Here is a 25,802-nt window from a genome sequence, read left to right on the forward strand (position 1 = left end):
TAAATCGCAATAAAACCAGTCCCCACTCATAGTTTATCAGAATACGATATGTTTAATTATCTACCAAATTTTTTCACCTGATGAAGCCACCAAGCTGTTTCATTAATTGAGTAAACTGGTCGGTAATGCAAAATCTTGCTGTCGGGCAATACAGCATCCACCTGATTATCTAAAACCAGATATTCACCTTCATAATCTATGGCAAGAATGGCGTGCGCTACCCGAAGGTTTTGGTCCTGCAATATCACCAGCCGCATGGATTCTGGGGCAACCCCTAAGCGCTTCAGCGTTACATATTTGCTAATCGCATAATCTTCACAATCACCATCTTTCAGGAAAAACTCATCTGGTGTAGCCCAGTAATCAGGAAGCCCCCAGTTAACTGGGTCTACGATGTATGGATAACGGTTCATATATTGATTAACCGCTTTAATCATCTCAAGAGGTTCAGCTCCTTCTTGAGAAGCGATAAATTCTTCCCACGCTGCTTTACCACACCGCAAACGGTCTCTACCTCTGCAGTTTTGCTCTACTGTGCTTTCTTGCTTCGGCATTTCTTCAGTCAAAGAAAGGTTATGCCGACGCCACAAATCAGTCCATTTATCAAAAGACTTCATGCTTTTGGAGCGTATTTCCCGGCTACCGAACAAGCCTGTGCGGGGCTGGGCATCTGCCGAAGAAACAAATGGCTCTACTACCAGAAAACCCAAAACAATACTTATTAAGCCTATAATTCGGAACATAAAAACTGGCTGGCCTCTATACCTGATCTCACATATTTTTTGTTCGAATTTAATTGAGCATCAAACAAATATGTACCAACATAACCACAAGCGAACAGAGAGCCAAGAGCTCTCTCATACTATCACTGAACAGTGACAATGTTACAGCACGAACGCATTAGTAAGGGGCCCCCATGCAAACGGAAACGTCTTCAAACAAAAATATGATGGCCTACGCTGGTGCCTTGATGGGGCTTATCGCGCTTGGCCTATGGTTCATCACTCGATTTGCAGCCTCAGAAGCCGAGCAAGATCTCCAGAACTGGCAATCTCGTATCAATTTAATAGCGGATAGCAGAGCCGCAGAGGTTTCAACCTGGCTTAACCGACACCTTAAAGCCGTTGAAGAATTAGCAGCTGATGCCTCAGTGCAGCTATATGCAGCTCAAATGTCTTCACCTGAAGATCAGGATGCCGTCGAAGCACAGCGCGGTTATATTTTCTCACTTATTTCAGCAGAGGCAGAACGCCACGGCTTCCATGAAAACAGAGCCATTGATGCGGTAGCAGCCAATGTAAACCGCCCTCGCCGTGCAGGTATTGCTGTTGTTTCAGATAAAGGACAGGCCTTTGTTATGACAACAGGCATGCCGCTTCTACGACCAGAGGAAATTCCTCTGGCAAACACGCAGTCTTTTATCGCCCTAGGCCCACAACTTGGCGATAAAACCCCACTCGTAATTTTTGGTGCAAAAGCGATCTCTGGTACCGGCACAGTTTGGGTAATTGGCGCACGCCCACTGGATGGTGACTTCCTTCAAACACTCGTGCAGCCGGGTGACGATACCCAAACTTCTGAAACATATTTGGTAAAGCCCGAAAGCGATGATTTAGTAAGGGTTATCACACCGCTTGCTCAAGGTGGCAGGCTAGGCGCGACCACCGTGGATGCAGCCGCTTCTTTTGCGGTGAAACAACCGGGTGGTTTCAGCACACAAATGAATTACGCAAACACTGAAGTTCTTGTTATGGGCAAGGAACTGTCAGCCCCGGTTCCGTGGATACTGGTTCGCACCATTAAAACAAGTGAAGCAGTCGCCGCTATTACGGAACGCCGCAATAGTCTCATTGTTACACTTTCTCTAGCAGGTCTTTTTGTACTCGCAGCCCTTATTCTGGTGTGGCGTCACGGTATTTCCCGCAAACTGGAAAATTCCTACCACGAACAAGCCATGCTTTCGGAGAAGAACGAGTCTCTAAGCGAGTTCCTGCAATCAGTAACGGATAGCCAACCCGCTGCCGTAGCTGCTGTTGACAACGATATGACTGTGCATTTTTCCAATACACAAATGTCAGATATTACAGAGATCAATAAAGATGATCTTATTGGCAGAAGGCTTGATACTGCCTTCCGTAGTTCCCTTGCAGAGAAAATGCGTTCTCGCATTGCTGCAGCCACTTCCGGGCACCCAGACAACCTCAATGTTACACATAGTAACCGCACCTTCAGAATGGATACCATTCCTCTAAAAGCTGGTGGTGATTACCCCGCCACTGCGCTAATGGTGATGCGGGATATTTCTGACCTTGTTGAAGCACAGGCGCAATCGGAAGAACTATTCAAAAAACTGGTCTCAACACTTACGCAAATTATTGATGCCCGTGACCCATGGAGCAAACACCATTCAGAGCGTGTAGCAGATGTTAGTGTTACTATAGCTCAGGAACTGGAATGGGACGAAGACGGTAAAGAATGTGTCAATATCGCAGCCCAACTTGTAAATGTCGGTAAGATATTTGTCCCAATTGAAATCCTTACCAAACAAACACCGCTTACCGATGAAGAACTCTCTCTGGTACGTGATAGTATGCAGCAAAGCGCTTCACTTGTTGCAGGGCTGGATTTCAAAGGACCAGTAGCCGCAATTCTCGACCAGATCAGAGAAAACTGGGATGGCAGCGGCGAACACGGTAAAGCTGGTGAAGATATCGAAGCCGGAGCCCGTGTGCTCGCAGTTGCTAACGCTTTCGTGGGTATGGTTTCAGCTCGCGCGCACCGAAATGGGCTGAGCTTTGACAAAGCCGCTGATATTCTTCATCAGGAATGCGGTACGAAATTTGAACGCCGGATTGTAGCAGCTCTACAAAATATTCTGGAAAACAAAGGCGGCAGGGATCGCTGGAGTCACTATATGGAAAAACCTGAAGAGGCTTAACCAACAGCCTTTTCAAAAAGTCTCATTGCTGCCGTTCGTGCCATTTGCTGAATAAGTTTTTTGGCGCGAGCGGCATTTACTTTTCTAGAGGCTGCTTCACGAATTACCTCCCCGCCATAAGCATCTGCAATGATAATACCTGTTATATCTGGAAGGCTGGTACTTTCATTAAGCACATTAATAGGAAAATGTTGATCAACAGCGAAATAAAACTCTTCACAATAGTCTAGATATTCCTGCCATTTAGTATCCGAACGGAAATCACTTAGACCTGATTTCACCTCAACAACCACAAGACCGCCTGGTTTGTTCAGCCCCAAAATATCAACCCGGCGATTATTCTTTAGCACCACTTCCCGCACAGGAGCATAACCAAGTTCCACCAGCAATCTTTCAGCGCCGAGCGTGATGTTAACCGTTTCAGTCATGAAAAATCAGGTACTGGCCTCTTCATCAATGATATTTTCAAGCCGCTGTAGAATAGCTTCGCCTTGGGCACCACCACTACCTTTGATTTTGTGCTGCAAGACCACTTCAAAGGTACGAACATGCCCTTCCAGCACCCGCTTGCTTGCTTGCTGGTCATCAGGCATCTGTTTCAGATATTTACAAAGGGATGCGCCAACGTTTGTAAGTAAGTTGAACTCGAAGCTACTACCCATCCCCTTGATATTATGAGTTAAATCATAAACCTGCTGGACACTCGCTTCCTTAGGTCCCGCTTTGTCCGGCATACCATCCAAAATCCCGCGCATGTCTTTCACGGCTGTGTCTGTCCACTCAAGAAATTGAGCTACCAGCTCGTCATCTTCCGCATATGAATAATCAGTATCTACAACTTCAGTCATTTGTTCTCGATTTACCCCAATCCACAGTATGACAACTATTTTAGCATAATATGCAACAAAAACAGTTATTTATTTGTTTACAAGCTAGAGAGGCACGAGTTTTCCTTGCAATCCGCCCAGCAATTTCGATAAATCAGATCAAATATATATATTCGGGACAAAGGAGCCTAAATTGAGCCCACAGGAAATCGCTAAACTTGAGACATATCTTCAAGACAAGTTTGATAACAGCAACATCAAGCTTATGCAGCGCCCAAAAGCTAAAGATTCAGTTGAGATGATGATCGGCGATGAATTTATCGGTGTTGCTTACCGCGATGAAGATGAAGGTGAAGTTTCCTACTCCCTCAGCATCTGCATCCTGGAAGAAGATCTTTAAGCTTTTAGAGCTTATATTCTTTGAGAAGCCGGCTTTTCAGTCGGCTTTTTATTTGCCTTATGATCATCAGCTTAGCATTATGCAGTTTCATTAAACTATAAATCTGTGAGGTAACCATGCTGTATCTTGTTGCTCTTCTTCTGCCACCGCTGGCCATTCTTTTGTGCGGCAAACCCTTTCAGGCTGTTATCAGTGGTGCATTCTGGATCGCCTCTATTGTTCTTACCCTCTTTTTCGGCGCAGGCTTTGTGCTTTGGCTTATTCTTGCCATTCACGCAATTATGGTCGTGCGTGACAGAAACACCCGCAAAATGATGGAAGAATTTGCAGACCGCTCCTAAAAAGTTTCAGTATTGATACTTGTCTAAAAACACCATAAAGTGAAACATATTCACTTTATGGATCGCCTTTTATGCCTGAGCACATTCGTTTTCTAAAACATAATGAGCATCATCTTATCGGGAAGATTATCGCCGATGGGTTTGCCGATGATCCGGTAAACTTGTGGGCTTTTAGAAATACCGGTGCAATGAAGCCAGTGTTCACAACTATGGCAAGCCACCTCTATCTATCAGCCGGGTTTGGTTTGGTGAATAACGAAGAAAATGCCGGTGCTCTATGGCTACCGCCGGGCGTGCCCAAACAGTTCAGTTTATTGGCCGATATTAAAATGGGTGCATCCATTTTGAAGCACGGCGATCTAAAAGCAGTCCAAAACTCTCTCCAGATAGACGCATACCTCAAAAAGAAAAAACCAAAAGAACCGCACTACTATCTGTTTGCTATCTCTGTGCATCCAAGCCTGCAGGGAAAAGGTATTGGCAGCCAATTGATGAAAGAAGCACTCAAACAAGTGGATGAAACACGTGCCCCCGCATATTTGGAAAGCTCCAAACCTGAAAATGTGCCTTTCTATAAAAAACACGGCTTTGAAATAGTGGAAGAGGTAGTGCCGGGTACTGACTGCCCGCCCATGTGGCTTATGTGGCGAGAACCACGCCTGTAAATTCATCAATATTCAGCTTGTATTCCCTCTATGACTGCTCACGACTGTGAGAAAGCAGCATGAAGTTGCAGCCTCACAAAGGAGTATAAGGAATGATAGCGACGATACTGGGTGCCGCAGCCCTTATAAGCATACATATGTCACAGGCAGAGGACTTACCCTGCACCAGACAGCTTGATAAAGCCATCGAGCAACTAATGGCAAAGGAAGATGTTAAAGGCTTAGGTGTCGCGGTAACAGAAAAAGGTGAAATCACACATCTGGCGACATACGGCTACCGCAATGTGGAAAAGGGACTTCCTCTTGAAGACGATACCGTCATGTACGGCGCTTCACTGACGAAAGCTGCTTTTGCATACATGGTCCTCCAACTGGTTGAAGAAGGTATCCTTGATCTGGATACGCCTATCAGCAGTTATCTTCCAAATCCACTTCCTGCATACCCTAAATGGCAAACCCTGACAGGAGATCATGATTGGCGCCAACTTACAGCGAGGCTCCTTCTCTCTCACCAGAGCGGACTAGCGAACCTTCGATTTCTGGAACCAGACCAGGACCTAAAATTTCACTTCAAACCAGGTGAATATTACGCTTACTCCGGCGAAGGTTTCCGGCTTCTTCAGTTTGTGCTGGAGGAAGGATTAGACCTTGACGTGAAACATGAAATGCAGACCAGAATATTTAACCGCTTTAACATGCCAAATACCGATATGCAGTGGCGGGACAGTTTCGCAGATAACCTGGCCGATGGGTATGCGATGGATGGTTCTTTCGAGCCACACGATGAACGCAGTAACGTAAGCGCCTCGGGCTCTATGGACACAACCCTCAAGGATCAAGCAAATATGTGGAAGGCCATGGCGGCTGGTCGTTTACTTTCCAAAACGGCCCAAGCTGAATGGACAAAACCCCAGATAAATATTCACTCAAAACAAAAATTTCCTACCCTTGCCTATACAAAAACCAAAGATCCTAGAGCAGCTGACATCACTCTGTCAGCGGGCTTGGGGGTTATTACGTGGCAAGGTCCCAAAGGGCGCTATTTTTCAAAAGGTGGACATAACGACTGGACTGGCAATTTAGTTATCTGTGAAGAAGAAAGCGAACGCTGCCTTATCATGCTCTCGAACAGTGTAAGAGCGGAAATTATCTTTCCCGAAATCACCCAAATGATTCTGGGAGAAACAGCCTATCCGTGGTGGTGGGTTTATCCAAACATCGCTAAATTGAATGAGCAGTAAATTTCTTGACCCAACATAAACGGCCGCTCCGCTTAGGCGGAAACGGCCACTAAAAAACCGATTTTAAAAAAAGCTTTAATGCTGCCCCGTTGCGATCAGCCTTCATACGTATTAACGCCCCGCTCCAGGAGTTCAAGAGCCATTCTGCCGCTTCAGAAACAGTTAAATGATCGCATTTCAGTTTTTTACGATCCACCATTTCAATACATTCACCAATAAGAGAAGATAGTTCTTTCCATTGTTGGTTTAACAATTCCTGAAAATGAAAATTTGTATCGCCAAGCTCAATGGAAAGATTACACATCAGACAACCCTGAGAAAAATCTAACCTCTCATATTGCTGGTAAGCTTGAAGAAAAAATGCCTCAAGTCGTTCCAAAGCGATCATATTCTCATTCAACAAAATCTGTCGGGCGGCTCTGAGTTGCCTTGTGTGATAATATTTCGCCACTTCAAGACCATATGCCTCTTTACTGGCAAAATAATGATAAAAGGAACCACGCGGTACCTTGGCAGTTTTAAGGACATCATTAATGCCAACGGCAGCATAGCTTTGGCTACGAATAAGCTCTAGCCCCGTTTCCAAAAGCCGAGCTTTAGTATCTTTAAACGCTTTGTCATCACGAATTCTAGCCATCGCCTTCCAATATCCAACTTACATATATCAATCAACCACATCCCATTTCAGGGGTGTAACATCAGATTATACACTAGAACGTCTCAACAGAGGGCCTCAATTCTACCTCCCAAGTCCAGGCACTACGGTCCTGTTCAGCGATGGCAAGATAAGTCTTTGCAATCTCGTCCGGATTCAGTGTTGTTTCTGGATCATCAAATGGTGCACCTCTCTCTGGCTGGAAAATACAGCCATCAATCACAAAGTGAGCGACGTGAATATTTTGAGGTGATAACTCCCGTGCCAGACTTTGGCATAATCCACGCAAGGCAAATTTCCCCATAGCAAAGGGAGCTGACTGTGCATAACCTTTAATTCCAGCTGATGCGCCGGTAAAAAGAAGTGCTCCCTCTCCTTTTTCAAGCATATACCTAGCAGCACAGCGCGCCACAAGCATCGCGCCAAATGCGTTTGTCATAAGGACATTATACACATCCTCTGTATCTAATTCGGTTATAGGGCCCCGCGTATAAGCTCCCGCATTATATACCACCAAATCAGGCAACATTCCTTGTTGATCAAGCTGGTTGAACATGGCCTCAACACTTTTCGGGTCAGAAGCATCACATTTCAACGCCTTAGCCTTCGTTTCAGCACAGATATCTGCAAGCTTTTCCACATTCCGGGCACCAAGGCATACTTTCATCCCCTTTGAGGCAAATAATCTGGCAAGTGAACTGCTCAAGCCAGGCCCAGCGCCAATAATTAATGCTCTTTTAGGCATAGAATTGCTCCGCTGACGACATCGAAGCAGGTGACATATGTTGAATTTTCACGGGCGCTGCGAGCCAATCCTGATACTTCGCAAAAACATCCTTTGTATAGTCTTGCGCATAATGCTCCTGCACCGCATCCTCATTATCGAAGATTTCGAAAAGATGTAAAATACCTGGTTCATCCTTACTTTCCAGAACGGTAAACAAATGACACCCAGGTTCTTCCAGTGTCGGCGGGACCAGTTGCTCTAAAGCTGTCTTCGCCTTTTCAAAGAATTCCGGTTTTGGGTGAATAGTTGCAAATATGTGCAAACGTTTTACTAACTCTACCATCGCTTCCTACCATACATATAAAAGCCACGAGCCTTGCCCGTACCTCTGTAATGAAAATGCTATAGAAACATTAAATTAGACCGATCTATTATTAATTTCAATCATCAAATTTCTTAATTTAAATTCAAAGCTGGTTTCAAAAGAACATGACATGATGTTAGAGACGGCAAAGTCAATTTCTCAACTACATGTGTTAAATAACAAAAAAACCGCTAAGCGATTGCTTAAGCGGTTTTTTTGAAGTGGCGCACCGGGGAGGATTCGAACCCCCGGCCCCCAGATTCGTAGTCTGGTGCTCTATCCAGCTGAGCTACCGGTGCGCGTTATTCAATTGTGTTGCCTCGCTTTGCAGCGTGGCGTGCGGCGGAACATATAAGATTGTTTTTATAATGCAAGAGAGAAATCGCTTTTTCTTTGAAATTATCTGCTATAATACCATTATAAAATAAATAACCCATTGATAATACAGGATTTTAAATGCGAAATTCGCACATAAAAAATTGCAGTTTTTTTGTAACAATCATGCTTCTTGGCGCCTGTAGCAGCACATCCGGTGATTGGCCGAGTCTGGCCGAGCCACTTCCCGATACAGCTGAGCATGAACGGGTTATTGAACGGGCAGAACCAGCTAACACTCGACTGCAAGAAGAAAAATCTCCACTCACCACGTCAACCGCTATCAAGCTCTTTGATTCGACCGAGGCTAAACTCAAGAATATCCTTGCGGATTACCTCAATACGAAAAACAAAATAGAATCAGCAACTGGTGACAACAAACTTATCGAATGGCGCGATGCACAGCTAAAGCTGACACGATACAGCAATATGCTAAGCAAGTTTGACGCTATCGTTGATTCCCCTTCCCTAATGAAAACGGGCATTTGGAAAAAAGCATTTGAAACCAAGCAAGCGTTAGATGTGTTCATTATAGGAGAACGGAAAGCTCTAGCTGCTATGCAGCCTTAACAGCTTTCTCAATAGCTTTGGCAACACAGTCGGCAGCCAAGGTACCGGCAACCGCCATAGTGGTTGCCATAGCATCCTTAGAGACTTCTTTGTCACCTGTCGCCATAGCAAAAACCGTGTCACCGTCAAACGGCGTATGAATAGGCCTGATCGCTCTGGCGTAACCATCCTGTGCCATCATGGCGAGCCGCGTGCAGCCTGCTTTATCGAGCTTCAAATTGGTCACCACAGCGCCAATGGTAGTATTCGTGCCAACAAAGCCAAGCTTGGGCATTTCAATAGTGCCGTGCTCCATAGGCACATCATGCACCGTTGGCCCAAAACTATTCACTGCAACAATTGCAGATACAATCAAACCGTCTTCTGTTTCGAGGCTCGCACTAGCGATACCTCCTTGAACACCGCCTGCTGTCGCACCGTGCCCCGCACCAAATCGACCATGCTCAACTGTGGTGGACAAGTTATTCAGTGCTTCAAGGCCAAGGCGGCGATATGGCGCTTCAGCACCCCAGTTTTTATCGCCACCGTTTTTCAAATCAAAAAGAATAGCTGATGGCACCACAGGTAATGCTCTTGGGCCAAACGGGAAACCGATACCCTTCTCAGAAAGCGCTTCTGTTACAGCGCCCGCAGCATCCAAGCCAAAAACCGAACCACCAGACAATACAAGACCATGAAATTCTTCAACAAGACATGTTGGATCAAGCGCATTTGTATCACGTGTACCCGGGCCGCCACCACGAACATCAACCCCCATAGGAATTGGGTTATCAGGAATGATAACCGTTGTTCCGGTATTTACGCCAACATCGTGCGCCTGCCCCACCTTGATACCCATAACATCAGTGAAGCTATCGGTTTTACCCGGCGTTGCTGTAATTTTCATGATTAGTCCTCAATACCCGGCAGGCATACTTTGAAAGTAGTGCCTTCTGGGCCTGTTGTATCGAGCCCAATCTGGCCACCATGCGCCAGTACTATATCTCTTGCGGTTGCAAGACCAAGGCCTGTCCCCCCTGCCTTAGCCGATGTGAATGCCTTAAAGAGGTTTGGTTTCACATGTTCAGGGATACCTGGCCCCGCATCCGTTATATAAGTGTGCGTGGTACCGTCAGGGTCGCGTTCAGCTCTAACTGTAATGGTACCCTTGCCGTTCTGCACTTCATGAGCATTCCTGCAAAGATTCAGGAAGACTCGGTGAATTTGCTCAGGGTCAGCAATAATAATGAAATCATCATTAAGCTGAATATCAAACGTAAAGTCTTCATTATCCATCAGCCCAAGCGACATACCCACATCTTCAAGAAGCGAACGCAGGCTCATTTCCTCAGGTACAGGTTCAGGTTCTTCCACTTTCCCGTGGCGCATTGTGCTCTCACAAAGTGCTACTGCCCGGCTAACCGCTGTCATCAAACGTCGGGAAACCTTCTTCACGAGTGGGTCATCAATGCGCTGCAACGTATCAGACGCTAACTGAGCTGTAGCAAGAATATTCCTGAGATCATGGTTAATTTTTGCCACAGCTTCACCAAGGGAAGCCAACCGGTTTTTCTGCTTCAAACTGGCACGGAGTTCATCCTGCATACGCGCAAGCTCACGCTCTACCAAACCAATTTCATCTGAACGTAATGAGCTTCTGCGCATTCTGGAAATTGCTTCTGGTTTGCGGCGAAATTCAACAATACTATCTTTTACCCGGCGCATCGGGCGTACAAGCATCCAGTGTAGCGACAGATAAACAAGAATCCCCACAAAGAGTGAAATGATCACAGAGAGAATCAGGAGATTATTTGAATAATTCCTTAGTGCCTCATAAAGATCAGCCTCATCAAGCGTTACTTCAAAGAGACGTGTGCCTGAAACCATTGGATCACCAGTCACCCGGACAATACGGTCCCCTTTAGCTTTTAAGGCACCAAAAGCATCGCGGATCAATTCACCAAGTGATGGCTGCCGCATATCAAATTCTGCATCAACGCGTTCAGGGATAAAATCAATCCCGAGCAGCAAGCTGATATCTTCACGGCGCATGATAATTGAAAGCACGCCAGAGGTATCAAGAAGCCGTTTTTCATACTCTGGGCTGATCATATTGTTTTCAGCTACTTCAAGAGCAATCGCAGCAATCTGCGCATTTTCTAGGCGCTTTTCCAAGAATTCCTGACGGAATGTAGCGATAGACGGCAAATATACAAAGCCCGAGACAATCATCACAAAGATGAATGTAAGGATCAAAAGGCGTGATCTCAAACTAGATGAAACTGGTCTATAATGCTCTGGCATAAAAAGCGTTTGACCCTATTCCCAATAAAATTGCAAGCAAGATTGTTTCACAATATAAGAAACATAGATTAACCATATAGTGACAGGCTTTAAAACCAAGAAAACATGAAAATTGTTATAAAAAGACAATAATCGTTGTTTCCTGTGTTTAGCATGGTTGACTCTGGCTTAGGAGGGGAGTATACACCGCTCTCGAAATTTAAGCACCCGCCGCAAACTGCGATGTTCGGGTGATAACTGGAGTAAAACAAGTGAAACGCACCTTTCAACCAAGTGTGTTGGTACGCAAACGTCGTCACGGTTTCCGTGCACGTAAAGCGACTGTAGGCGGCCGTAAGATTCTGGCAGCTCGTCGTGCAAGAGGCCGTAAGCGCCTTTCTGCGTAAAGGTCTTTCGCTCGCTTAACACGCGACACAGTTACACATTTGAAAAGCCGACCGTGATTTTTCCGGTCGGCTTTTCGATTTTAAGATACAGGCTTAACTCATGGTGGACAGCGCAGAAAAATTAGTGCGAATCAAGAAACGGCCCGAGTATCTGGCTGTATCTTCTACGCGCCGCCGCTGGGTAACCCCTTCATTTATCCTTCAGGCAAAGCCGCCTGTTGGAAATGATACCGAGACACCACCTCGCGCAGGCTTCACTGCTTCAAAGAAAGTAGGGAACGCGGTAAAGCGGAGTAAAGCAAAACGCCGAATCCGTGAGGCTGCGCGTCTGGTTGTGCCGGGAAACGGTCAAACCGGATGGGATTATGTCTTTGTCTGCAGGGAATGCATGACAGACTACCCGTTTGAGAAATTATGCTCAGATATCAAGTGGGCTCTTGCAAAACTCGCATCCGGTGCCGATTTAAAGACAAAGCCTAAAAAACAGAAGCGTGGGTAATCAGCAAATGTCATCCGAACCTCAAGCAACAGGAAAGTCGCCGCTAGCATGGCTTTTTCACGGGCTTGTAAGGTTCTACCAGTTGTTTATTTCTCCGTTTTTAGCGCCCAGGTGCCGCTATCAACCAACCTGCAGCCAATATGCCATTGAAGCACTTCAAACGCATGGCGGCTTAAAAGGAGGCTGGTTAGCCGCAAAACGCATAGCAAAATGCCATCCTTGGGGTGGATTTGGTTATGATCCTGTGCCACAAAGCAGCAACGAGTCGGCTGATGCATTAAATTCAGCATCAAAACCGAAAGAAAATTTATGTACCGCTGGCGCTTGTCAGCAGGATAGTCAGGGTAAGATATCCGATGGGTGAAAATAAGAACTTTATCCTCTTCGCCGTAATTTCTATGGCGATTCTTCTTGGATATAACTTTCTTGTAGCAGGGCCAAAAAAAGAGGCTGCGCTTCGGGAATATCAGCGTCAACAGCAGGAACTTGCACTTCAGCAAGATAGTGGCGGAGCTATAGATGCACCTGCCATTGATCCGGATTTACAAACACCAAGTAAACACACACCAGTAGCACGCTCACTCGCGCTTGAAGATGCTGGTTTTGTAAAGATTGATACACCAGAACTTTCTGGTTCAATTTCTCTACGCGGTGCACGTTTTGATGATCTGTCTCTTAAGAACCACAACATTGAACAGGATGAAAACTCAGACAACATCCACCTGTTTAACAAACTGAATGGTTCAAACCCATATTTTGCAAGCTTCGGTTGGTTTGACCAAACCCAGACAGACGCACCTACTGTCGATAGCGCCTGGACAGCTGATAACGATACCCTAACACCTGAAACCCCTGTTACTCTTGCTTGGGATAACGGTAAAGGCGTTCGCTATCTTATTAAAGTCGCTGTTGACAACCAGTTTATGTTCACTGTCACACAATCTGTAGTGAACACATCTGGTGCACCAGTTACTGTTGCACCGTACGGGGCTATTGAACGTCGCGGCACACCAGAAACAGACGGCATGATCGTACTTCATGAAGGTATGATTGGTGTGTTTAATGATGCGCTAGAAGAAATTAGCTACGATGATATTAAAGATGACGGCACCTTTGACGCACCAACAAAAGGTGGCTGGATGGGTATCACAGATAAATTCTGGATGTCTTCTCTTATCCCGGATCAATCTGCAGATTTGAAACGCGCTCGCCTGCGTTACCGCAACAATGGTGGTACGGATACATATTTTGCTGATTACCTTCAGGATTGGCGTGTTGTAGCCTCTGGCGCTTCTTTTGAAACAACAAACCGCCTTTATGCCGGTGCAAAAATCGTTGAAGCAATTAATGACTATCAGGAACAGTATGATATTCCACTCTTTGATCGTGCTATCGACTGGGGTTGGTTCTGGTTCCTGACACAGCCAATCTTCTTTGGCCTTCACTGGCTCTTTGTTCTTACTGGTAACTACGGTATCGCTATTCTATTGATGACAGTGGTATTGAAAGGGCTTGTATTCCCGCTGGCGAACAAATCATACCGCTCTATGGCGCATATGAAAAAAGCGCAGCCAAAGATCAAAGCTCTTCAGGAACGCTACAAAGACGATAAACAGCGCATGCAACAGGAAATGATGGCTCTTTACCAGAAAGAGAAAATCAACCCGATGGCTGGCTGTTTACCGATGATCCCGCAGATTTTCATCTTCTTCGCGCTGTATAAAACGCTGTATGTAACTATTGAAATGCGCCATCAGCCATTCTTTGGTTGGATCACCGATTTGTCTGCAAAAGATCCGTTAACACCACTCAACGCATTTGGCCTTATTCCTTGGGATCCGCCAAGCTTTATTGCCATTGGTGTTTTACCGATTCTGATGGGTGTTTCCATGTATTTCCAGCAAAAGCTGAACCCACAGACAAATATGGACCCAGCGCAGCAGAAAATTATGAATATGCTGCCAATTATCTTCACGTTTATTATGGCAAACTTCAGCGCTGGCCTTGTGCTTTACTGGACATGGAACAACATCCTTACCATTGCGCAGCAGACTTTCATTATGAAACGTGAAAACGCCAAAACCGAAGGTCAGTAAATGACTGAAGAAGAACGCTTCACAGCTGATGATATTAATCGGGGCCGGCTACTGTTTGCCGGCCCTGTAGACTTTATGATGGGTGCCGTTTCGCTGAAAACCCTGCCTGGCGCTGACCGGCCAGAAATCGCTTTTGCGGGCCGCTCGAACGTAGGTAAATCAAGCCTTGTAAACGCACTTACCGGCCGCAACACGCTGGCGCGTACATCCAATACACCGGGACGCACACAAGAACTTAACTTCTTCAAGATGGGCGAACAGATGGACCAAGCAGCCTATCTGGTTGACCTGCCCGGTTATGGCTACGCTAAGATTGAACGCAAAAAGGTGCAGGCCTGGACAAGGCTCGTAAAAGATTATCTTCGTGGTCGCCCGAACCTGCGACGGATCATGCTGCTTATTGATAGCCGTCATGGCCTTAAGGAAAATGACCGCGAAATCATGAAAATGCTGGATGATGCAGCTGTGAATTATCAAATCGTGCTGACGAAACTTGATAAGCTCAAAGTTGCTGAACGCGAAAAAGCGCTTAAAAAAGCATCTGCGGATGCCAAGACCTTTATCGCGTGCCACCCTATTGTACTGGCAACAAGCAGTGAAAAAGGCTGGGGTCTGGAAGAAGTACGCGCCGAAATCGCGCAGCTTACACGCTTCTAATACTACTGCTTCAAGGCAGAGAGTGTTTCGTCGGAGACACTCTCAAAATCATTTAAGAGTTGTTCTAACTCAGACCAAGAGCGGTTCTCCTTCCCTGCCATCTCTAGTTCCAGACAGGCTTCTCCCAATTTCATAGCCCCGAAACTTCGAACCGCACTTTTAAGTGCATGGGCCTGATTCTCAAGCATGTGATAATCTTGGGCTATAAAATGCTGCCGAAGTGCTACAGCACCTTTACCAATCTCACCCTGTAAGGAACCAAGGAGCATAAGGGCGACATCATCCCCCACATCTGATTTCATGCGTTCAAAAACGCTTTCATCAAATACCGGATATGTATCTCCCACAGGTTTCCCCTATTCTTCGCTTGGTTTAACACGTTCAGCGTATGATGGTGCCGCCAAACGGTAAACACCCTTCAAGCCTTCCGGCGAAACAACTTTACGCTTTCTGATAAAGAGCAGCTTTTCTTCCGTATGAAGCAGCTTGGAGATATGACGAATGCGCGGCAACAACTTGCGCCAGTCATCATCTTTTGAAGTAAGCGCCTGCGCCACATCACGAGGGGCTGTGCTTACCTTCTCACTCATCTGTTTCAGGATTTCATCCCTGATATTATCATCTGTAATTGCCACGTTTCACTCCAAACCTTCGGTAAATCGCATATATCACACAGTTTATGCGGTTTTTCCTTTCCCATGCCTGTTTCTACGGCTACTGTCCAGCGCAAAAGAGCCACAAAGGATGTGACAATGCGTAAAACAGCTAAGGTAGCCGCAGGTTTGCTGGCCCTTTCACTTGCTGCTTGTAGCGAGAATAGCAGCACCGATACAAAAACAGAAGAATCAGCAGCAGAAACTGCAGAAGTGGCTGCTGTTGCAGATGCTGATCTGAACTTTTGCCAAACAATAGACTTTAAGGAAGCTACTCCTCCCATGAGCGAAGACAACGTAAAATATCTCGAAGAAAACAAAGCTAAAGACGGCGTTCAGGTTTCTGAAACAGGCCTACAGTACCGCGTGATCGAATCTGGCGATGGTGCTACACCAGGCGTGGAAGACTTCGTAACTGTTCACTATTCTGGTTGCTTGATCGACGGTACAGAATTTGACAGCAGCTACAAGCGTGGTGAGCCGATCTCATTCCCGACAAATGGTGTGATCCCGGGTTGGGTTGAAGCACTTCAAATGATGAAAGTTGGTGATAAGTACGAACTTACCATCCCATCTGATCTTGCCTATGGCGATCAAGGCGCTGGCGGTGTTATTCCTCCAAAAGCGACACTAATTTTCCAGGTAGAACTGCTTGACGTTAAAACGCGTGCAGAGATGGAAGCAGAAGCTGAGAAAGCTCTGGCTGAATTCAAGAATGAACAGTTCACTTTCCTTGATGACAATGCAAAGAAAGAAGGCATCAATGTAACTGAATCTGGCCTTCAGTACCGCGTGATTGAAGAAGGTACAGGCAAATCACCATCAGCAACATCTGACGTAACAGTGCACTATGAAGGCAAACTGACAACTGGTGATGTATTCGATAGCAGCTACAAGCGCGGCAGCACTTCAAGCTTCCCACTTAATCAAGTAATTGCTGGCTGGACAGAAGGCCTACAATTGATGAAAGAAGGCGGCAAGTACGAATTCTTCATTCCACATGACATTGGTTATGGTGAGCGCGGTTCCCGCACAATTCCTCCATTTGCAACGCTTATCTTCACTGTAGAGCTAGTTTCAGTAGATAGCTAAAGCATACACATAACGCCGTAGCAGCTGTTGAAAATGTATTTAAAGATAAAATACAGGACAATATCAACGGCTGCTAATGCGCAAAGCACAGGCGCAAAAACATGCTTGAAGGCAATCCAATAAGCCCCAAGGGTTAAGCGAGCCGGCGGAATACGCCATCCCATTATTGTCTCAACTGTCTTTTTCCTGTTAAACATGCTGGCAATGGTAACTGAAGAGACCGTATATGCAACAAGCATTTAGCCAGCTTGAAATTAAAGAAAGTATCCTGAACCCTGCTGAGTGGACAGCTGTGGATGATGATACCCCTCTTCCGTTACAGCAACATCCAACATACGGAGATGCAGTTGCAAGCTTTGGCGCAACAGCGCGGCAACTAACAATCAGGGATAACGACAAAACCATTGCCCTTGCTCTTATTATCAAACGTAAATTCTTTGGTGTTATCTGCTTCAGCACACTTTTCAGAGGCCCCGCATGGTGCCAACCGGGTCTTACCACCGATCAGAAGCTCGACGTATATCGCGCTATCCACGGTCGCTTCAGCCGCTGGAAGTGGGATTTTCTCGCCAGCCTGCCAGAACTGTCTGACACGCCTGAATACATTAGCGGGTTAAATAAAACAGGACTTACCCGTGTGATGACTGGTTTTTCCACCGCATGGATTGACCTACGCCCAAATGAAGAAACCTTGCGCAAGCAATTGAAGGGCAAATGGCGTAACCAGCTGGTGAAAGCGGAGAAAGCGGAAGTTACAGAAAGCCTGAAAATCAGCTTCGGCGGTAAAAAATCGCACCAATATTCCTGGCTTTTAGAAAAAGAAATTGAACAGCGGGATAACCGCCGATACCAAGCAACGCCGTTGGGAATTGTACCAGCTTTTGAAGCCGCTATTACCCCTAAATCACAGTCAGCTATTTTATCGGCTACTGCTCTTCACGGCAGGCGCAAGGTAGCGGGCGGCCTGTTTCTTCTGCACGGTAACAGTGCCACCTATCATATCGGTTGGGCAGGTGATGATGGCCGCGCGCTCAATGCACAAAACCGGGTTTTATGGGAAACCATGCTTGAACTGAAAAAACGCGGTATTAAGTTCTTGGACTTAGGAGGCCTCAACACCGCTGATCTGGGTGGTATTGCCCGCTTTAAATTAGGCACTGGCGCTGAACCATTAACCCTCGCTGGAACTTTTGTTTGATAGGAAAATCCTTGGAAACTCCGTTAGGTTTTGACGATATCTGGCAAAGCTACCGTAATAGTCTCAAATCGTTTCTACAGTCGAAAGTAGCTAATCAGGCCGATGTAGAAGATCTGTTGCAGGATATCCTGATCAAAACCTACAACAATCTCCATACGCTGAAAGAAGCTAAAAGCGCAAAAGCATGGCTGTTCCAGATCGCTAATCATACCATCATTGATTTCTACCGGAAAAGCAGCGCTCCAAAACCACTTTCCGCCGATGATCTGTGGTACAATCAATCAGATGATAGCATCCGAACAGCCTTAGAACACTGCATTGAACCTTTCATAAAAGCTCTGCCTGAAGAGAGTGCCAACCTACTGGTTGCTATAGACCTTAAGGGGAAAGCCCAGAAGGAACTCGCTAAGGAAATGAACATCAGTTATTCTACTTTGAAATCTCGCGTGCAGAAAAGCAGAATGCAACTTCTCAAACTCTTTGAAGATTGTTGTCATTTCAGCATTGATAGCCGCGGCAATATCACTGACTACACACCAAAGAACGATAAATACAAAAACTGCTGATCTTTTTTTCGTCTTTCTGAAAAGCACCTCGTCTTAGGGGTGTAACAACAGAAAGAAAAACCCATGATTAAAGTTATTAGTTTTAAAATATGCCCGTTCGTACAGCGTGTAACAGCACTGCTAGAGGCCAAAAGCATCCCCTATGAAATTGATTTCATCAGCCTCAAGGATAAGCCGCAGTGGTTCCTTGATATCTCGCCTACCGGGCAAGTACCTGTGCTTATTGCAAAAGATGGAACACCACTTTTTGAATCAGATGCTATCATCGAATATGTTGATGAGATATCAGAACCACTAGAGACTGATTTAACCCCGGAAGCCAAAGCGTTGAACCGGGCGTGGAGTTATCAGGCATCTAAACATTATCTCGTTCAGTGTAGCGCCATGCGTAGCCCTGATGAAGAAACTCTGGCCGAACGTAGCGCAAACCTCGGCAAAGCGTTTGCCAAAGCTGAAAAACAGTTAGGTGATGGTCCATACTTTAGTGGCAACACAATTGGCAATGTAGATATCGCGTGGTTGGTACTGCTCCACCGAACGGAAATCATCCGTAAGGAAACTGGGTATGATTTCCTCGCAGGCTACTCAAAGGTACAGGCATGGCGAGAGGCCTTAATGAAAACTGGGCTAGCGGAAAAATCTGTTGCAGAGGATTTCGAGCAAAGCTTCACTGATTTCTATCTTTCGGACAAAACTTTTTTAGGTACGGGAGGCAACTGCGCTGTACCTCGTAATGAACCTTGCGGCCCTTGTTGTTAAACACTTTGAATGGTGCTTCGGTTATCTGAAGCACCACACTTTTATGATAAAAACCTAAACGAACAACCTAAGCTTCTGTTAACAAACACAGTAGCAATACCAAAAACGCAAAAAAGCTATGCAAAACTTGATGTTTTGTCTGGATTTATTAAATGTGATATTATAACTGTACGGTTAAATTATAACATTTGGTGATTCTGTGGATTTAGCACTCGTCATATCAGTTCTCGTTCTTATTGCGGCACCGCTTCTGGCTCGGCTTGTTAACAAGCACCCAAGCCTGAAGGGCGGGCTGGACGGTTTTGTGCTGATTACAGTTCTCGGATTGATCACTCTCACGCTTTTACCTGAAGCACTGAATACAGGTGGGCTATGGGGTTTAGTGGTTGCTGCCTTCGGCTTTTTCCTGCCTTGGATTACCGAACGTATGTTCCATAAATCTGAAGAGATGACCCACCGGGTGTTGATGTTTATCGCAGCCCTTGCCCTTGTTATTCATGCAGCAAGCGACGGTGCTATCCTCGCTTTTGCAAATAATATGGAACATGGTTCATTCCTCGCTACGGGTGTCGTGCTCCACCGCGTTGGAGTAGCCATTGCGGTATGGTGGCTTCTAAGACCTATTCTAACCACCTTTGGCGGCATTGCGGTGTTACTGGCACTTGGTGCCGTTACTATGGTTGGGTATTTTATGGTGCTGTTCGCAGGCGAATGGTACAGCGTTCCACTGGTGGGTTACTGGCAGGCGTTTGCAGCAGGATCCCTGTTCCATATCGTTATGCATCCGCTGGAAGATCACAATACAGCACCTGAGCCGCACACAAACGGCGCTCACCGCATTGGTACGGCCTTTGGCATCATATTTATCATCAGCTTGATAAGCGCCCACTATTTCCAACACGCGCCAGGCCCAATTGTTGAAGCAGCACACGCACATGGTAATCACCACGATGTAGATATGCTTGCAGGCGTTGGTCGCCTGATTGCTCCTATCATGCTCCTTGTTATGGGAGGGGCTGGCATTTACGCACACATCCAAGGGCAAGGCTTTAAGAAGAGTTATGAAGCAGTACAGGCTGTTGCACCGTGGACCGTGCTCCTATGGTTGTGCTTAGGTATTCTCGCTGCGCTTTTCCCTGAAGTTCTTCCAATGGCTGAACACGGTGAAATACTCTTCGCTATCTGGCTCATCGCCCTTTCTGCCATTATCGTACACACCGGCGCGCGGGCTTTCTTTTCTGTACTTATGCCATCTTTTGTCATGCATAAGCATAGCCATAGCCATTCACATCATTAATTCACTTGCTCAAATGCGCATAGCGGTGTAGCCAAATCCTGAAATACAGGAGAAAGCATGCGGTTTTCGGGCAAATCTATATTAGTAACAGGCGGCACATCAGGCTTTGGTGAAGCGATCGTTAAACTCTTCACCGAGGAAGGCGGTCATGTCTACTTTTGTGGCCTAGTTGATCATGAAGGTGAGCGCGTAGTGCAGGAAGCATCTGCCACTGCTGGTAAAGCTTTCTATATGCATGCTGATGTACGAGACGAAACCAGTATTAAAGCGTTCATTGATCATGCAGCCACACAAGAAGGCAAACTGGATATCGCTGTAAACAATGCAGGGATAAGCCATACTGCCGCCCGTTTTGCAGACCAGGATATGGAAACTGTGCAAAACGTAATGAACACCAATGTATTCGGTATCTGGCATAGCATGCGTTTTGAAATCCCGCATATGATTGCATCCGGTGGTGGCTCAATTGTTAATATTGCCTCAATTCTTTCAAAATCTGGTGCGGGCTGGATGGCCGCTTATGGAACCAGTAAGCATGCAGTTATCGGTATGACCAAAAGCGCATCTCTTGATTATGTAAGCGAAAACATCCGCATCAATGCTGTATCGCCGGGCCCTATGCTTACCCCTATGTTCCAGCGTGCGCTCGATGATATTGGTGGCGACATGAGCAAGTTTGCAGGTGGATTACCTGATGGTGGCCCGGCTGACCCAAAAGAGGTTGCCAAAACAGTACTCCACCTTGCCAGTGAAGAAGCCAGCTATATGAACGGTGCCAACATCGTGGTGGACGGCGGCACATCAAGCGGTTAAGGCCATATGGATGCCGCATTCATCCTTGAATCTCGTTACATTAACTACCAGCTATATTTATTAAGCGCTTTAGGAGACACAACCAATGAACATGGTAAGCCAATGGTTCAGAAAAACCTTTTCTGACACACAGGTTGTGCTTCTGGTAATTGTACTCATTCTCACCGCACTGGCCGCAACCTTTTTCGCAAGCATGCTTGCACCAGCTATTGCAGCAGTTGTGGTTGCCTTTCTTCTGGACGGACCGATTGAATGGCTGAAGCGAAAAGGCATGGGCAGTATGCCTGCGCTCGTGTTTGTATACCTGAGCTTTCTCTTTGTCTCTATCATCACACTTCTGGCAGTGGTTCCCCCCCTGATTAATCAGATTGGTGCATTTATTCAGGATAGCCCAGCAATGGCCGCAAGTCTCCAAACTGCTTTGATGCAGCTGCAAGAGCGATTCCCGGATATGATTTCTGAAGAACAGGTGCAGGGGCTATTTTCTAACATCGGCAATGAAATTGCCAATTTGGGCCCTCGTATTCTGCAGTATTCTGTCTCGGGTCTAACAGGCGCGGTTGCTTTTGTTGTTTATGCAGTACTTGTACCCGTGATGGTGTTCTTCTTCCTCAAGGATAAGGATGCGATCTTGAACTGGTTTGGCGGGTTTTTACCAACTGACAAACCTCTACTTGAACAGGTGTGGCGCGAAATTACCGAGCGTGCAGGTGATTATGCCCGTGGTAAAGTATACGAAATTCTCATTGTAGCCGTAGCTGCCTTTGTTACCTATCAGGTGATTGGGCTTCGCTATGCAACACTGCTTGCGGTCGCGACAGGCCTTAGCGTTCTAATTCCATATTTTGGTGCTGCTACAGTCACTTTCCCTGTGGCTCTCGTAGCCTACTTCCAATGGGGAATGGGGAGCGAGATGCTGGTCGCTGTAGGTGCATATTTGGTGCTTCAAGCTCTTGACGGCAATCTACTTGCGCCGCTTCTGTTTTCAGAAGTGGTAAAACTTCATCCAAATGCTATTATCATCGCGATCTTGGTGTTTGGTGGACTGTGGGGTTTATGGGGCGTTTTCTTTGCCATCCCGCTAGCAACAGTTGCCAATGCCATCATCAGAGCATGGCGTGAACGCAGCGCTGAAAATGATAGATTGCTAACAAGTTAATTTTATTAGCTTTTCAAACGCATATTTATCTGTGTAAATAGAGGGCAGGCAACCGAAGTTTGGGGCACAAAGGTTTATGATACTTGAATCCCGTAGCATCATCTTTTCGAATGATGAACTATTTCTGGCACTAAGACCGCTTCTGGAAGGCAGAGGTGTTTCCGCAGATATCTCCATAACAGATATCGAAGCATCACTTGATGCGGAAGGTGAAGTGTTCGTTCGTATTCATCAGGCAGGCGAAAGCGAACCAATAGAATTTTCAAGCAAGGAAGTTGGTAGTGCAGTGCTTAATCACTGTATCGACCACGGCATCCCACTCCCACGCGGTTCATACAAGGAGCTGGCGATCCGTGGAGATATGATTGCTCTGATCGTACGTCTTGAAACAGGCGGAACATCTTCTGATGTAGAAGAAGGCGAAGAATAACTCTCTGCCTTCCATAAAGTCTTTCTTTTGCAAAACTTTATTGTTCTGGGAAAAATTCTGGAACAGAAAAATATCGCTCGCCTGAATCGTAACAGAAACCTAGAACACGAGTACCTGCAGGTAGCTCTTTGACTTTCGTTGCGATAGCCGCGAGCGTTGCACCAGAAGAAAGGCCAATGAGGATACCCTCCTCTTTCGCTGCTCTGAGAGCCATTTCTTTAGCGTCTGCTGGCTCGACCTGAGCAACTTCATCAAGCAGCTCTGTGTTCATTACATCAGGGATAAAGCCTGCGCCAATACCCTGAATTGGGTGTGGGCCTGGATCACCACCCGATAGTACAGGTGATAGTGTTGGCTCAACCGCTACTACTTTAAAATCAGACCATGCATCTTTCAGCACTTCCGCACAGCCAGTGATATGACCACCAGTGCCAACACCGGTGATCATATAGTCAAGGCCCTCAGGGAAATCTGCGAGAATTTCCTTAGCTGTGGTTTCACGGTGTACTTTTGTGTTTGCCGGGTTCTGGAACTGCTGAGGCATCCAGGCACCTTCAGTTTGCTCAACCAGTTCAGTCGCTTTTGCCACAGCGCCCTTCATACCGAGCTCTTTTGGTGTGAGTACAAATTCAGCACCATACGCCAACATCACACGGCGGCGTTCAATAGACATGCTTTCTGGCATAACCAGAATAAGACGGTATCCCTTAACCGCAGCGACCATCGCAAGGCCAATGCCTGTATTACCTGAAGTAGGTTCGATAATTACACCACCTTCTTGCAAGGAACCATCTGCTTCAGCGTTTTCCACCATTGAAAGTGCGATCCGGTCCTTAATAGAAGCACCCGGGTTTGCGCGCTCAAGCTTCAACCAAACTTCATGGTTTGGAAAAAGGTTTGCAAGGCGCACGTGTGGTGTGCCTCCAATTGTTTCAAGAATATTGGATACTTTCATAGTGTCTGTCTCTCGCAGTTCTTAAATTATGAAGCGCCACTCGCCTGCTGGCGAGCGCGAATGGATACTATTTCATCATTATCAGCAGGTTTAAACATTACCCGTGACCACGCAGGTACCGAGCGTGTAATCCATACATTACCGCCAATAACGGAGTTCTGACCAACAATGGTTTCACCACCAAGAATGGTAGCGCCCGCATAGATAACTACATTATCTTCAATAGTCGGATGGCGTTTTTTCAAGCGCTGATCGCGGTCTACCCGTAATGCACCAAGCGTTACACCTTGATAGATTTTCACATTATCACCAATAACCGCTGTTTCACCAACCACCACACCTGTGCCGTGATCAATAAAGAATGATTTACCAATCTGAGCACCCGGATGAATATCAATACCAGTCTGGTGGTGAGCATACTCTGTTAACATACGCGGCAACAACGGTACATCACGCCGATAAAGCTTATGCGCAATACGGTAAGCTACCACTGCAAAAAAACCTGGGTAACTTAGAATTACTTCTTCAACCGATTGCGCGGCTGGATCACCTTCTACAAGAGCCTTAGCGTCTCGGTGGCAATCATCCGCAATACCCGGGAGATCAGCAAGGAAGCGCTGCACAAGAAGGCGAGCGCACCCTACGTCCTTCCCCCGGCATAACTGATCTACAATACGATAAAATGCACCTTCCAGCACGCCAAGGCGTGCTTCAAGCGACAAACCATCATCTTCCGCCAAAGCATACTGCGGGAACATAACTGCCATGGTCTTGTTAAGAAGATTGCCTATCTTTCCAAGGGAAAGACCAGACATATCCTGATATTTTTCATGATGTTCACGCAGTCTCTCTGCAATAGATGCAAGATCAGCTGGTGTATCTGAAATATCTGTCATACGCGCGGGTCTCCGAAATCCTGTGCCATACAGTTTATGCGTTGAGCCCCCATCTACAACCCCTTATCACACTAGAAATTCTTCACTTTCTCGCGATAAAAGGTTTTGCTCTATTAGAATAAACTTCTAACACAGAATAATAGCCTGAAGAACCTTAACTTTTTGTGTCATCACTCTTGGGCAACAGGTGGCTATAACCAGCCTCAGCAATCAATTCGTGACTGCGCTCCACCACTTCTTTTTGCAGGCGGCTCATAAATTCATCTTTTGGAAGCCCATTTGGGAACGCGGGATGCACTTCAAACACAGCTGTACCAGAACGGTGCCAAAAGCCCTTACCCCAGAACAAGCCTGTATTTGTTGCTACTGTTACTACAGGCAAACTTGTGTCTTCATGCAAATGAAAAGCCCCGCTTTTCAAGCGCTTATTCTGGCCAATAGGCACACGTGTTGCCTGTGGATAAACAATAAGAGGCCGCTCTTGTGCTTGCACTTGCTCACCCACACGCTTCATATCTTTATGTGCGTTATGTGATTGCCTGTCGATACGTACGATATTAATTTTCCTGAGCGCTGGCCCAACAAGCGGCATGGCAAACAGCTCTTTTTTTGCAAGCGCTGTTACATCCCCACGCACAGGGTATGTCATAATCGGGTCCATATTGCTCTGATGCGCGGCAGCCAGAATGAAACCACCTTCCGTAGGCAGATTTTCCAAGCCACGATATTCGGCTTTAATACCCATCACCCAACGCGCGATAAACAAGGAACTACGACAAAAGGCCCCAACAGCCCAACGCATCTGCTTTTCTGTTTTGAACAGCAAAGTAGGCATCGCCACCAAAGACAAAAAGATCAATCCAAACAGATAAAAGATAACGTTAAACAAGATTGACCGAATAGCATTGATAACCGGCATGTTTCGAAGCTCCCGAAAAGTGTTACCGAATAGTAATCCGG

At 46.2% G+C, this 25,802-nt stretch carries 32 protein-coding genes and 1 tRNA gene; 19 read left to right on the forward strand and 14 right to left on the reverse strand.

The annotated features are described in order from the left end of the window. Window positions 1–56 precede the first annotated feature (56 nt). The gene (locus MF542_RS07680; RefSeq protein WP_247017633.1) at window positions 57–743 is read right to left on the reverse strand and encodes a transglutaminase-like cysteine peptidase; all 687 of its coding nucleotides are present in this window, start codon (window positions 741–743) and stop codon (window positions 57–59) included. Between the two features lie 173 nt (window positions 744–916). Between MF542_RS07680 and MF542_RS07685 the strand changes: the two genes are divergently transcribed. Further along, entirely contained in the window at window positions 917–2,938 is a 2,022-nt protein-coding gene (locus tag MF542_RS07685; RefSeq protein ID WP_247017635.1) for an HD-GYP domain-containing protein, read from the forward strand. On the opposite strand, the gene MF542_RS07690 is transcribed toward MF542_RS07685, so the two are convergent. Then, on the reverse strand, window positions 2,935–3,366 hold the full coding sequence (locus MF542_RS07690) for an MmcB family DNA repair protein (protein WP_247017638.1): 432 nt from the start codon (window positions 3,364–3,366) through the stop codon (window positions 2,935–2,937). The two genes, MF542_RS07685 and MF542_RS07690, sit on opposite strands and share 4 nt — an antisense overlap. Before the next feature lie 6 nt (window positions 3,367–3,372). Then, the gene (locus MF542_RS07695) at window positions 3,373–3,786 is read right to left on the reverse strand and encodes an Hpt domain-containing protein (protein WP_247017639.1); all 414 of its coding nucleotides are present in this window, start codon (window positions 3,784–3,786) and stop codon (window positions 3,373–3,375) included. 172 nt (window positions 3,787–3,958) lie between these two features. On the opposite strand from MF542_RS07695, the gene MF542_RS07700 reads away from it, so the two are divergent. The 4 genes from MF542_RS07700 to MF542_RS07715 all read left to right on the forward strand — a co-directional run bounded on the left by MF542_RS07700 (window position 3,959) and on the right by MF542_RS07715 (window position 6,412). Then, the gene (locus MF542_RS07700; protein ID WP_247017641.1) at window positions 3,959–4,165 is read left to right on the forward strand and encodes a DUF3126 family protein; all 207 of its coding nucleotides are present in this window, start codon (window positions 3,959–3,961) and stop codon (window positions 4,163–4,165) included. A 116-nt stretch (window positions 4,166–4,281) separates the two neighbouring features. Beyond that, the gene (locus tag MF542_RS07705; RefSeq protein WP_247017643.1) at window positions 4,282–4,506 is read left to right on the forward strand and encodes a hypothetical protein; all 225 of its coding nucleotides are present in this window, start codon (window positions 4,282–4,284) and stop codon (window positions 4,504–4,506) included. 71 nt (window positions 4,507–4,577) lie between these two features. Further along, window positions 4,578–5,171 carry a GNAT family N-acetyltransferase gene (locus tag MF542_RS07710; protein WP_247017645.1) on the forward strand — a complete coding sequence of 198 codons (594 nt, stop codon included), beginning with the start codon at window positions 4,578–4,580 and terminating at the stop codon, window positions 5,169–5,171. A gap of 92 nt (window positions 5,172–5,263) precedes the next feature. Next, complete coding sequence (locus tag MF542_RS07715; RefSeq protein WP_247017647.1) at window positions 5,264–6,412, forward strand: serine hydrolase domain-containing protein; 1,149 nt, start codon at window positions 5,264–5,266, stop codon at window positions 6,410–6,412. 49 nt (window positions 6,413–6,461) lie between these two features. Here MF542_RS07715 and MF542_RS07720 read toward each other — a convergent pair whose 3' ends face one another. From MF542_RS07720 to MF542_RS07735, 4 genes are all read right to left on the reverse strand, one after another. Continuing rightward, window positions 6,462–7,049: a TetR/AcrR family transcriptional regulator gene (locus MF542_RS07720; RefSeq protein WP_247017649.1), complete on the reverse strand. Its 588-nt coding sequence runs from the start codon at window positions 7,047–7,049 to the stop codon at window positions 6,462–6,464. A 73-nt stretch (window positions 7,050–7,122) separates the two neighbouring features. Further along, window positions 7,123–7,812 (reverse strand): SDR family NAD(P)-dependent oxidoreductase, encoded by a 690-nt coding sequence (locus MF542_RS07725; RefSeq protein WP_247017651.1) that lies wholly within the window; start codon window positions 7,810–7,812, stop codon window positions 7,123–7,125. Further along, window positions 7,805–8,137, reverse strand: a complete 333-nt coding sequence (locus MF542_RS07730; RefSeq protein ID WP_247017653.1) for a putative quinol monooxygenase — start codon at window positions 8,135–8,137, stop codon at window positions 7,805–7,807. The genes MF542_RS07725 and MF542_RS07730 overlap by 8 nt, the downstream gene beginning before the upstream one ends. Before the next feature lie 243 nt (window positions 8,138–8,380). Further along, window positions 8,381–8,457, reverse strand: a tRNA-Arg gene (locus MF542_RS07735). Window positions 8,458–8,614: 157 nt separating this feature from the next. Between MF542_RS07735 and MF542_RS07740 the strand changes: the two genes are divergently transcribed. Further along, the gene (locus MF542_RS07740) at window positions 8,615–9,103 is read left to right on the forward strand and encodes a hypothetical protein (protein WP_247017655.1); all 489 of its coding nucleotides are present in this window, start codon (window positions 8,615–8,617) and stop codon (window positions 9,101–9,103) included. On the opposite strand, the gene MF542_RS07745 is transcribed toward MF542_RS07740, so the two are convergent. Next, a complete protein-coding gene (locus tag MF542_RS07745; protein WP_247017657.1) occupies window positions 9,090–9,989 on the reverse strand; it encodes a P1 family peptidase in 900 nt (299 codons plus the stop codon). The genes MF542_RS07740 and MF542_RS07745 overlap by 14 nt on opposite strands. Before the next feature lie 2 nt (window positions 9,990–9,991). Continuing rightward, on the reverse strand, window positions 9,992–11,386 hold the full coding sequence (locus tag MF542_RS07750) for a sensor histidine kinase (protein WP_247017659.1): 1,395 nt from the start codon (window positions 11,384–11,386) through the stop codon (window positions 9,992–9,994). A 251-nt stretch (window positions 11,387–11,637) separates the two neighbouring features. Here MF542_RS07750 and rpmH point away from each other — a divergent pair, with 251 nt between their 5' ends. The 5 genes from rpmH (at window position 11,638) to yihA (ending at window position 15,024) form a co-directional block, all read left to right on the forward strand. Then, window positions 11,638–11,772: a 50S ribosomal protein L34 gene (rpmH, locus tag MF542_RS07755; RefSeq protein ID WP_247017661.1), complete on the forward strand. Its 135-nt coding sequence runs from the start codon at window positions 11,638–11,640 to the stop codon at window positions 11,770–11,772. Window positions 11,773–11,872: 100 nt separating this feature from the next. Beyond that, a complete protein-coding gene (gene rnpA, locus MF542_RS07760) occupies window positions 11,873–12,271 on the forward strand; it encodes a ribonuclease P protein component (RefSeq protein WP_247017663.1) in 399 nt (132 codons plus the stop codon). Between the two features lie 7 nt (window positions 12,272–12,278). Then, window positions 12,279–12,635, forward strand: a complete 357-nt coding sequence (yidD, locus tag MF542_RS07765; protein ID WP_281501582.1) for a membrane protein insertion efficiency factor YidD — start codon at window positions 12,279–12,281, stop codon at window positions 12,633–12,635. Next, complete coding sequence (gene yidC, locus MF542_RS07770) at window positions 12,628–14,367, forward strand: membrane protein insertase YidC (RefSeq protein WP_247017665.1); 1,740 nt, start codon at window positions 12,628–12,630, stop codon at window positions 14,365–14,367. The genes yidD and yidC overlap by 8 nt, the downstream gene beginning before the upstream one ends. Continuing rightward, window positions 14,368–15,024 (forward strand): ribosome biogenesis GTP-binding protein YihA/YsxC, encoded by a 657-nt coding sequence (yihA, locus tag MF542_RS07775; protein ID WP_247017667.1) that lies wholly within the window; start codon window positions 14,368–14,370, stop codon window positions 15,022–15,024. A 2-nt stretch (window positions 15,025–15,026) separates the two neighbouring features. Here yihA and MF542_RS07780 read toward each other — a convergent pair whose 3' ends face one another. Both MF542_RS07780 and MF542_RS07785 read right to left on the reverse strand, forming a co-directional pair. Then, window positions 15,027–15,371: an Hpt domain-containing protein gene (locus MF542_RS07780; protein WP_247017669.1), complete on the reverse strand. Its 345-nt coding sequence runs from the start codon at window positions 15,369–15,371 to the stop codon at window positions 15,027–15,029. Window positions 15,372–15,380: 9 nt separating this feature from the next. Continuing rightward, the gene (locus MF542_RS07785) at window positions 15,381–15,659 is read right to left on the reverse strand and encodes a DUF3253 domain-containing protein (protein WP_247017671.1); all 279 of its coding nucleotides are present in this window, start codon (window positions 15,657–15,659) and stop codon (window positions 15,381–15,383) included. A gap of 117 nt (window positions 15,660–15,776) precedes the next feature. Between MF542_RS07785 and bamJ the strand changes: the two genes are divergently transcribed. The 8 genes from bamJ to MF542_RS07830 all read left to right on the forward strand — a co-directional run bounded on the left by bamJ (window position 15,777) and on the right by MF542_RS07830 (window position 22,991). After that, window positions 15,777–16,769 carry a BamJ family beta-barrel-assembly machinery protein gene (gene bamJ / locus MF542_RS17605; protein ID WP_281501583.1) on the forward strand — a complete coding sequence of 331 codons (993 nt, stop codon included), beginning with the start codon at window positions 15,777–15,779 and terminating at the stop codon, window positions 16,767–16,769. Between the two features lie 226 nt (window positions 16,770–16,995). After that, on the forward strand, window positions 16,996–17,967 hold the full coding sequence (locus tag MF542_RS07800; protein ID WP_247017673.1) for a peptidoglycan bridge formation glycyltransferase FemA/FemB family protein: 972 nt from the start codon (window positions 16,996–16,998) through the stop codon (window positions 17,965–17,967). Between the two features lie 11 nt (window positions 17,968–17,978). After that, the gene (gene sigZ / locus MF542_RS07805) at window positions 17,979–18,533 is read left to right on the forward strand and encodes an RNA polymerase sigma factor SigZ (RefSeq protein ID WP_247017675.1); all 555 of its coding nucleotides are present in this window, start codon (window positions 17,979–17,981) and stop codon (window positions 18,531–18,533) included. A gap of 63 nt (window positions 18,534–18,596) precedes the next feature. Further along, window positions 18,597–19,292, forward strand: coding sequence for a glutathione S-transferase family protein (locus MF542_RS07810; protein ID WP_247017677.1), 696 nt, complete (start codon window positions 18,597–18,599; stop codon window positions 19,290–19,292). A gap of 199 nt (window positions 19,293–19,491) precedes the next feature. Beyond that, the gene (locus MF542_RS07815) at window positions 19,492–20,589 is read left to right on the forward strand and encodes a ZIP family metal transporter (protein WP_247017679.1); all 1,098 of its coding nucleotides are present in this window, start codon (window positions 19,492–19,494) and stop codon (window positions 20,587–20,589) included. Window positions 20,590–20,646: 57 nt separating this feature from the next. Continuing rightward, window positions 20,647–21,402, forward strand: a complete 756-nt coding sequence (locus tag MF542_RS07820; RefSeq protein ID WP_247017681.1) for an SDR family NAD(P)-dependent oxidoreductase — start codon at window positions 20,647–20,649, stop codon at window positions 21,400–21,402. Window positions 21,403–21,487: 85 nt separating this feature from the next. Next, on the forward strand, window positions 21,488–22,561 hold the full coding sequence (locus MF542_RS07825) for an AI-2E family transporter (protein ID WP_247017683.1): 1,074 nt from the start codon (window positions 21,488–21,490) through the stop codon (window positions 22,559–22,561). 76 nt (window positions 22,562–22,637) lie between these two features. Next, window positions 22,638–22,991 carry a hypothetical protein gene (locus tag MF542_RS07830; RefSeq protein WP_247017685.1) on the forward strand — a complete coding sequence of 118 codons (354 nt, stop codon included), beginning with the start codon at window positions 22,638–22,640 and terminating at the stop codon, window positions 22,989–22,991. A 37-nt stretch (window positions 22,992–23,028) separates the two neighbouring features. On the opposite strand, the gene cysK is transcribed toward MF542_RS07830, so the two are convergent. From cysK to MF542_RS07845, 3 genes are all read right to left on the reverse strand, one after another. After that, complete coding sequence (gene cysK, locus MF542_RS07835) at window positions 23,029–23,946, reverse strand: cysteine synthase A (RefSeq protein ID WP_247017687.1); 918 nt, start codon at window positions 23,944–23,946, stop codon at window positions 23,029–23,031. Between the two features lie 26 nt (window positions 23,947–23,972). Then, window positions 23,973–24,842 (reverse strand): serine O-acetyltransferase EpsC, encoded by an 870-nt coding sequence (gene epsC, locus MF542_RS07840; RefSeq protein WP_247017689.1) that lies wholly within the window; start codon window positions 24,840–24,842, stop codon window positions 23,973–23,975. Window positions 24,843–24,996: 154 nt separating this feature from the next. After that, window positions 24,997–25,761: a lysophospholipid acyltransferase family protein gene (locus MF542_RS07845; protein ID WP_247017691.1), complete on the reverse strand. Its 765-nt coding sequence runs from the start codon at window positions 25,759–25,761 to the stop codon at window positions 24,997–24,999. Window positions 25,762–25,802: the final 41 nt, after the last annotated feature.

Source organism: Kordiimonas laminariae (genome assembly GCF_023008165.1).
Taxonomy (GTDB): domain Bacteria; phylum Pseudomonadota; class Alphaproteobacteria; order Sphingomonadales; family Kordiimonadaceae; genus Kordiimonas; species Kordiimonas laminariae.

Coding starts and splice junctions, on each gene's coding strand:
- MF542_RS07680 (WP_247017633.1), bottom strand. CDS start 743: ATGTTCCGAATTATAGGCTTAATAAGTATTGTTTTGGGTTTTCTGGTA.
- MF542_RS07685 (WP_247017635.1), top strand. CDS start 917: ATGCAAACGGAAACGTCTTCAAACAAAAATATGATGGCCTACGCTGGT.
- MF542_RS07690 (WP_247017638.1), bottom strand. CDS start 3,366: ATGACTGAAACGGTTAACATCACGCTCGGCGCTGAAAGATTGCTGGTG.
- MF542_RS07695 (WP_247017639.1), bottom strand. CDS start 3,786: ATGACTGAAGTTGTAGATACTGATTATTCATATGCGGAAGATGACGAG.
- MF542_RS07705 (WP_247017643.1), top strand. CDS start 4,282: ATGCTGTATCTTGTTGCTCTTCTTCTGCCACCGCTGGCCATTCTTTTG.
- MF542_RS07710 (WP_247017645.1), top strand. CDS start 4,578: ATGCCTGAGCACATTCGTTTTCTAAAACATAATGAGCATCATCTTATC.
- MF542_RS07715 (WP_247017647.1), top strand. CDS start 5,264: ATGATAGCGACGATACTGGGTGCCGCAGCCCTTATAAGCATACATATG.
- MF542_RS07720 (WP_247017649.1), bottom strand. CDS start 7,049: ATGGCTAGAATTCGTGATGACAAAGCGTTTAAAGATACTAAAGCTCGG.
- MF542_RS07725 (WP_247017651.1), bottom strand. CDS start 7,812: ATGCCTAAAAGAGCATTAATTATTGGCGCTGGGCCTGGCTTGAGCAGT.
- MF542_RS07730 (WP_247017653.1), bottom strand. CDS start 8,137: ATGGTAGAGTTAGTAAAACGTTTGCACATATTTGCAACTATTCACCCA.
- MF542_RS07740 (WP_247017655.1), top strand. CDS start 8,615: ATGCGAAATTCGCACATAAAAAATTGCAGTTTTTTTGTAACAATCATG.
- MF542_RS07745 (WP_247017657.1), bottom strand. CDS start 9,989: ATGAAAATTACAGCAACGCCGGGTAAAACCGATAGCTTCACTGATGTT.
- MF542_RS07750 (WP_247017659.1), bottom strand. CDS start 11,386: ATGCCAGAGCATTATAGACCAGTTTCATCTAGTTTGAGATCACGCCTT.
- rnpA (WP_247017663.1), top strand. CDS start 11,873: ATGGTGGACAGCGCAGAAAAATTAGTGCGAATCAAGAAACGGCCCGAG.
- yidD (WP_281501582.1), top strand. CDS start 12,279: ATGTCATCCGAACCTCAAGCAACAGGAAAGTCGCCGCTAGCATGGCTT.
- yidC (WP_247017665.1), top strand. CDS start 12,628: ATGGGTGAAAATAAGAACTTTATCCTCTTCGCCGTAATTTCTATGGCG.
- yihA (WP_247017667.1), top strand. CDS start 14,368: ATGACTGAAGAAGAACGCTTCACAGCTGATGATATTAATCGGGGCCGG.
- bamJ (WP_281501583.1), top strand. CDS start 15,777: ATGCGTAAAACAGCTAAGGTAGCCGCAGGTTTGCTGGCCCTTTCACTT.
- MF542_RS07800 (WP_247017673.1), top strand. CDS start 16,996: ATGCAACAAGCATTTAGCCAGCTTGAAATTAAAGAAAGTATCCTGAAC.
- MF542_RS07810 (WP_247017677.1), top strand. CDS start 18,597: ATGATTAAAGTTATTAGTTTTAAAATATGCCCGTTCGTACAGCGTGTA.
- MF542_RS07820 (WP_247017681.1), top strand. CDS start 20,647: ATGCGGTTTTCGGGCAAATCTATATTAGTAACAGGCGGCACATCAGGC.
- MF542_RS07825 (WP_247017683.1), top strand. CDS start 21,488: ATGAACATGGTAAGCCAATGGTTCAGAAAAACCTTTTCTGACACACAG.
- MF542_RS07830 (WP_247017685.1), top strand. CDS start 22,638: ATGATACTTGAATCCCGTAGCATCATCTTTTCGAATGATGAACTATTT.
- cysK (WP_247017687.1), bottom strand. CDS start 23,946: ATGAAAGTATCCAATATTCTTGAAACAATTGGAGGCACACCACACGTG.
- epsC (WP_247017689.1), bottom strand. CDS start 24,842: ATGACAGATATTTCAGATACACCAGCTGATCTTGCATCTATTGCAGAG.
- MF542_RS07845 (WP_247017691.1), bottom strand. CDS start 25,761: ATGCCGGTTATCAATGCTATTCGGTCAATCTTGTTTAACGTTATCTTT.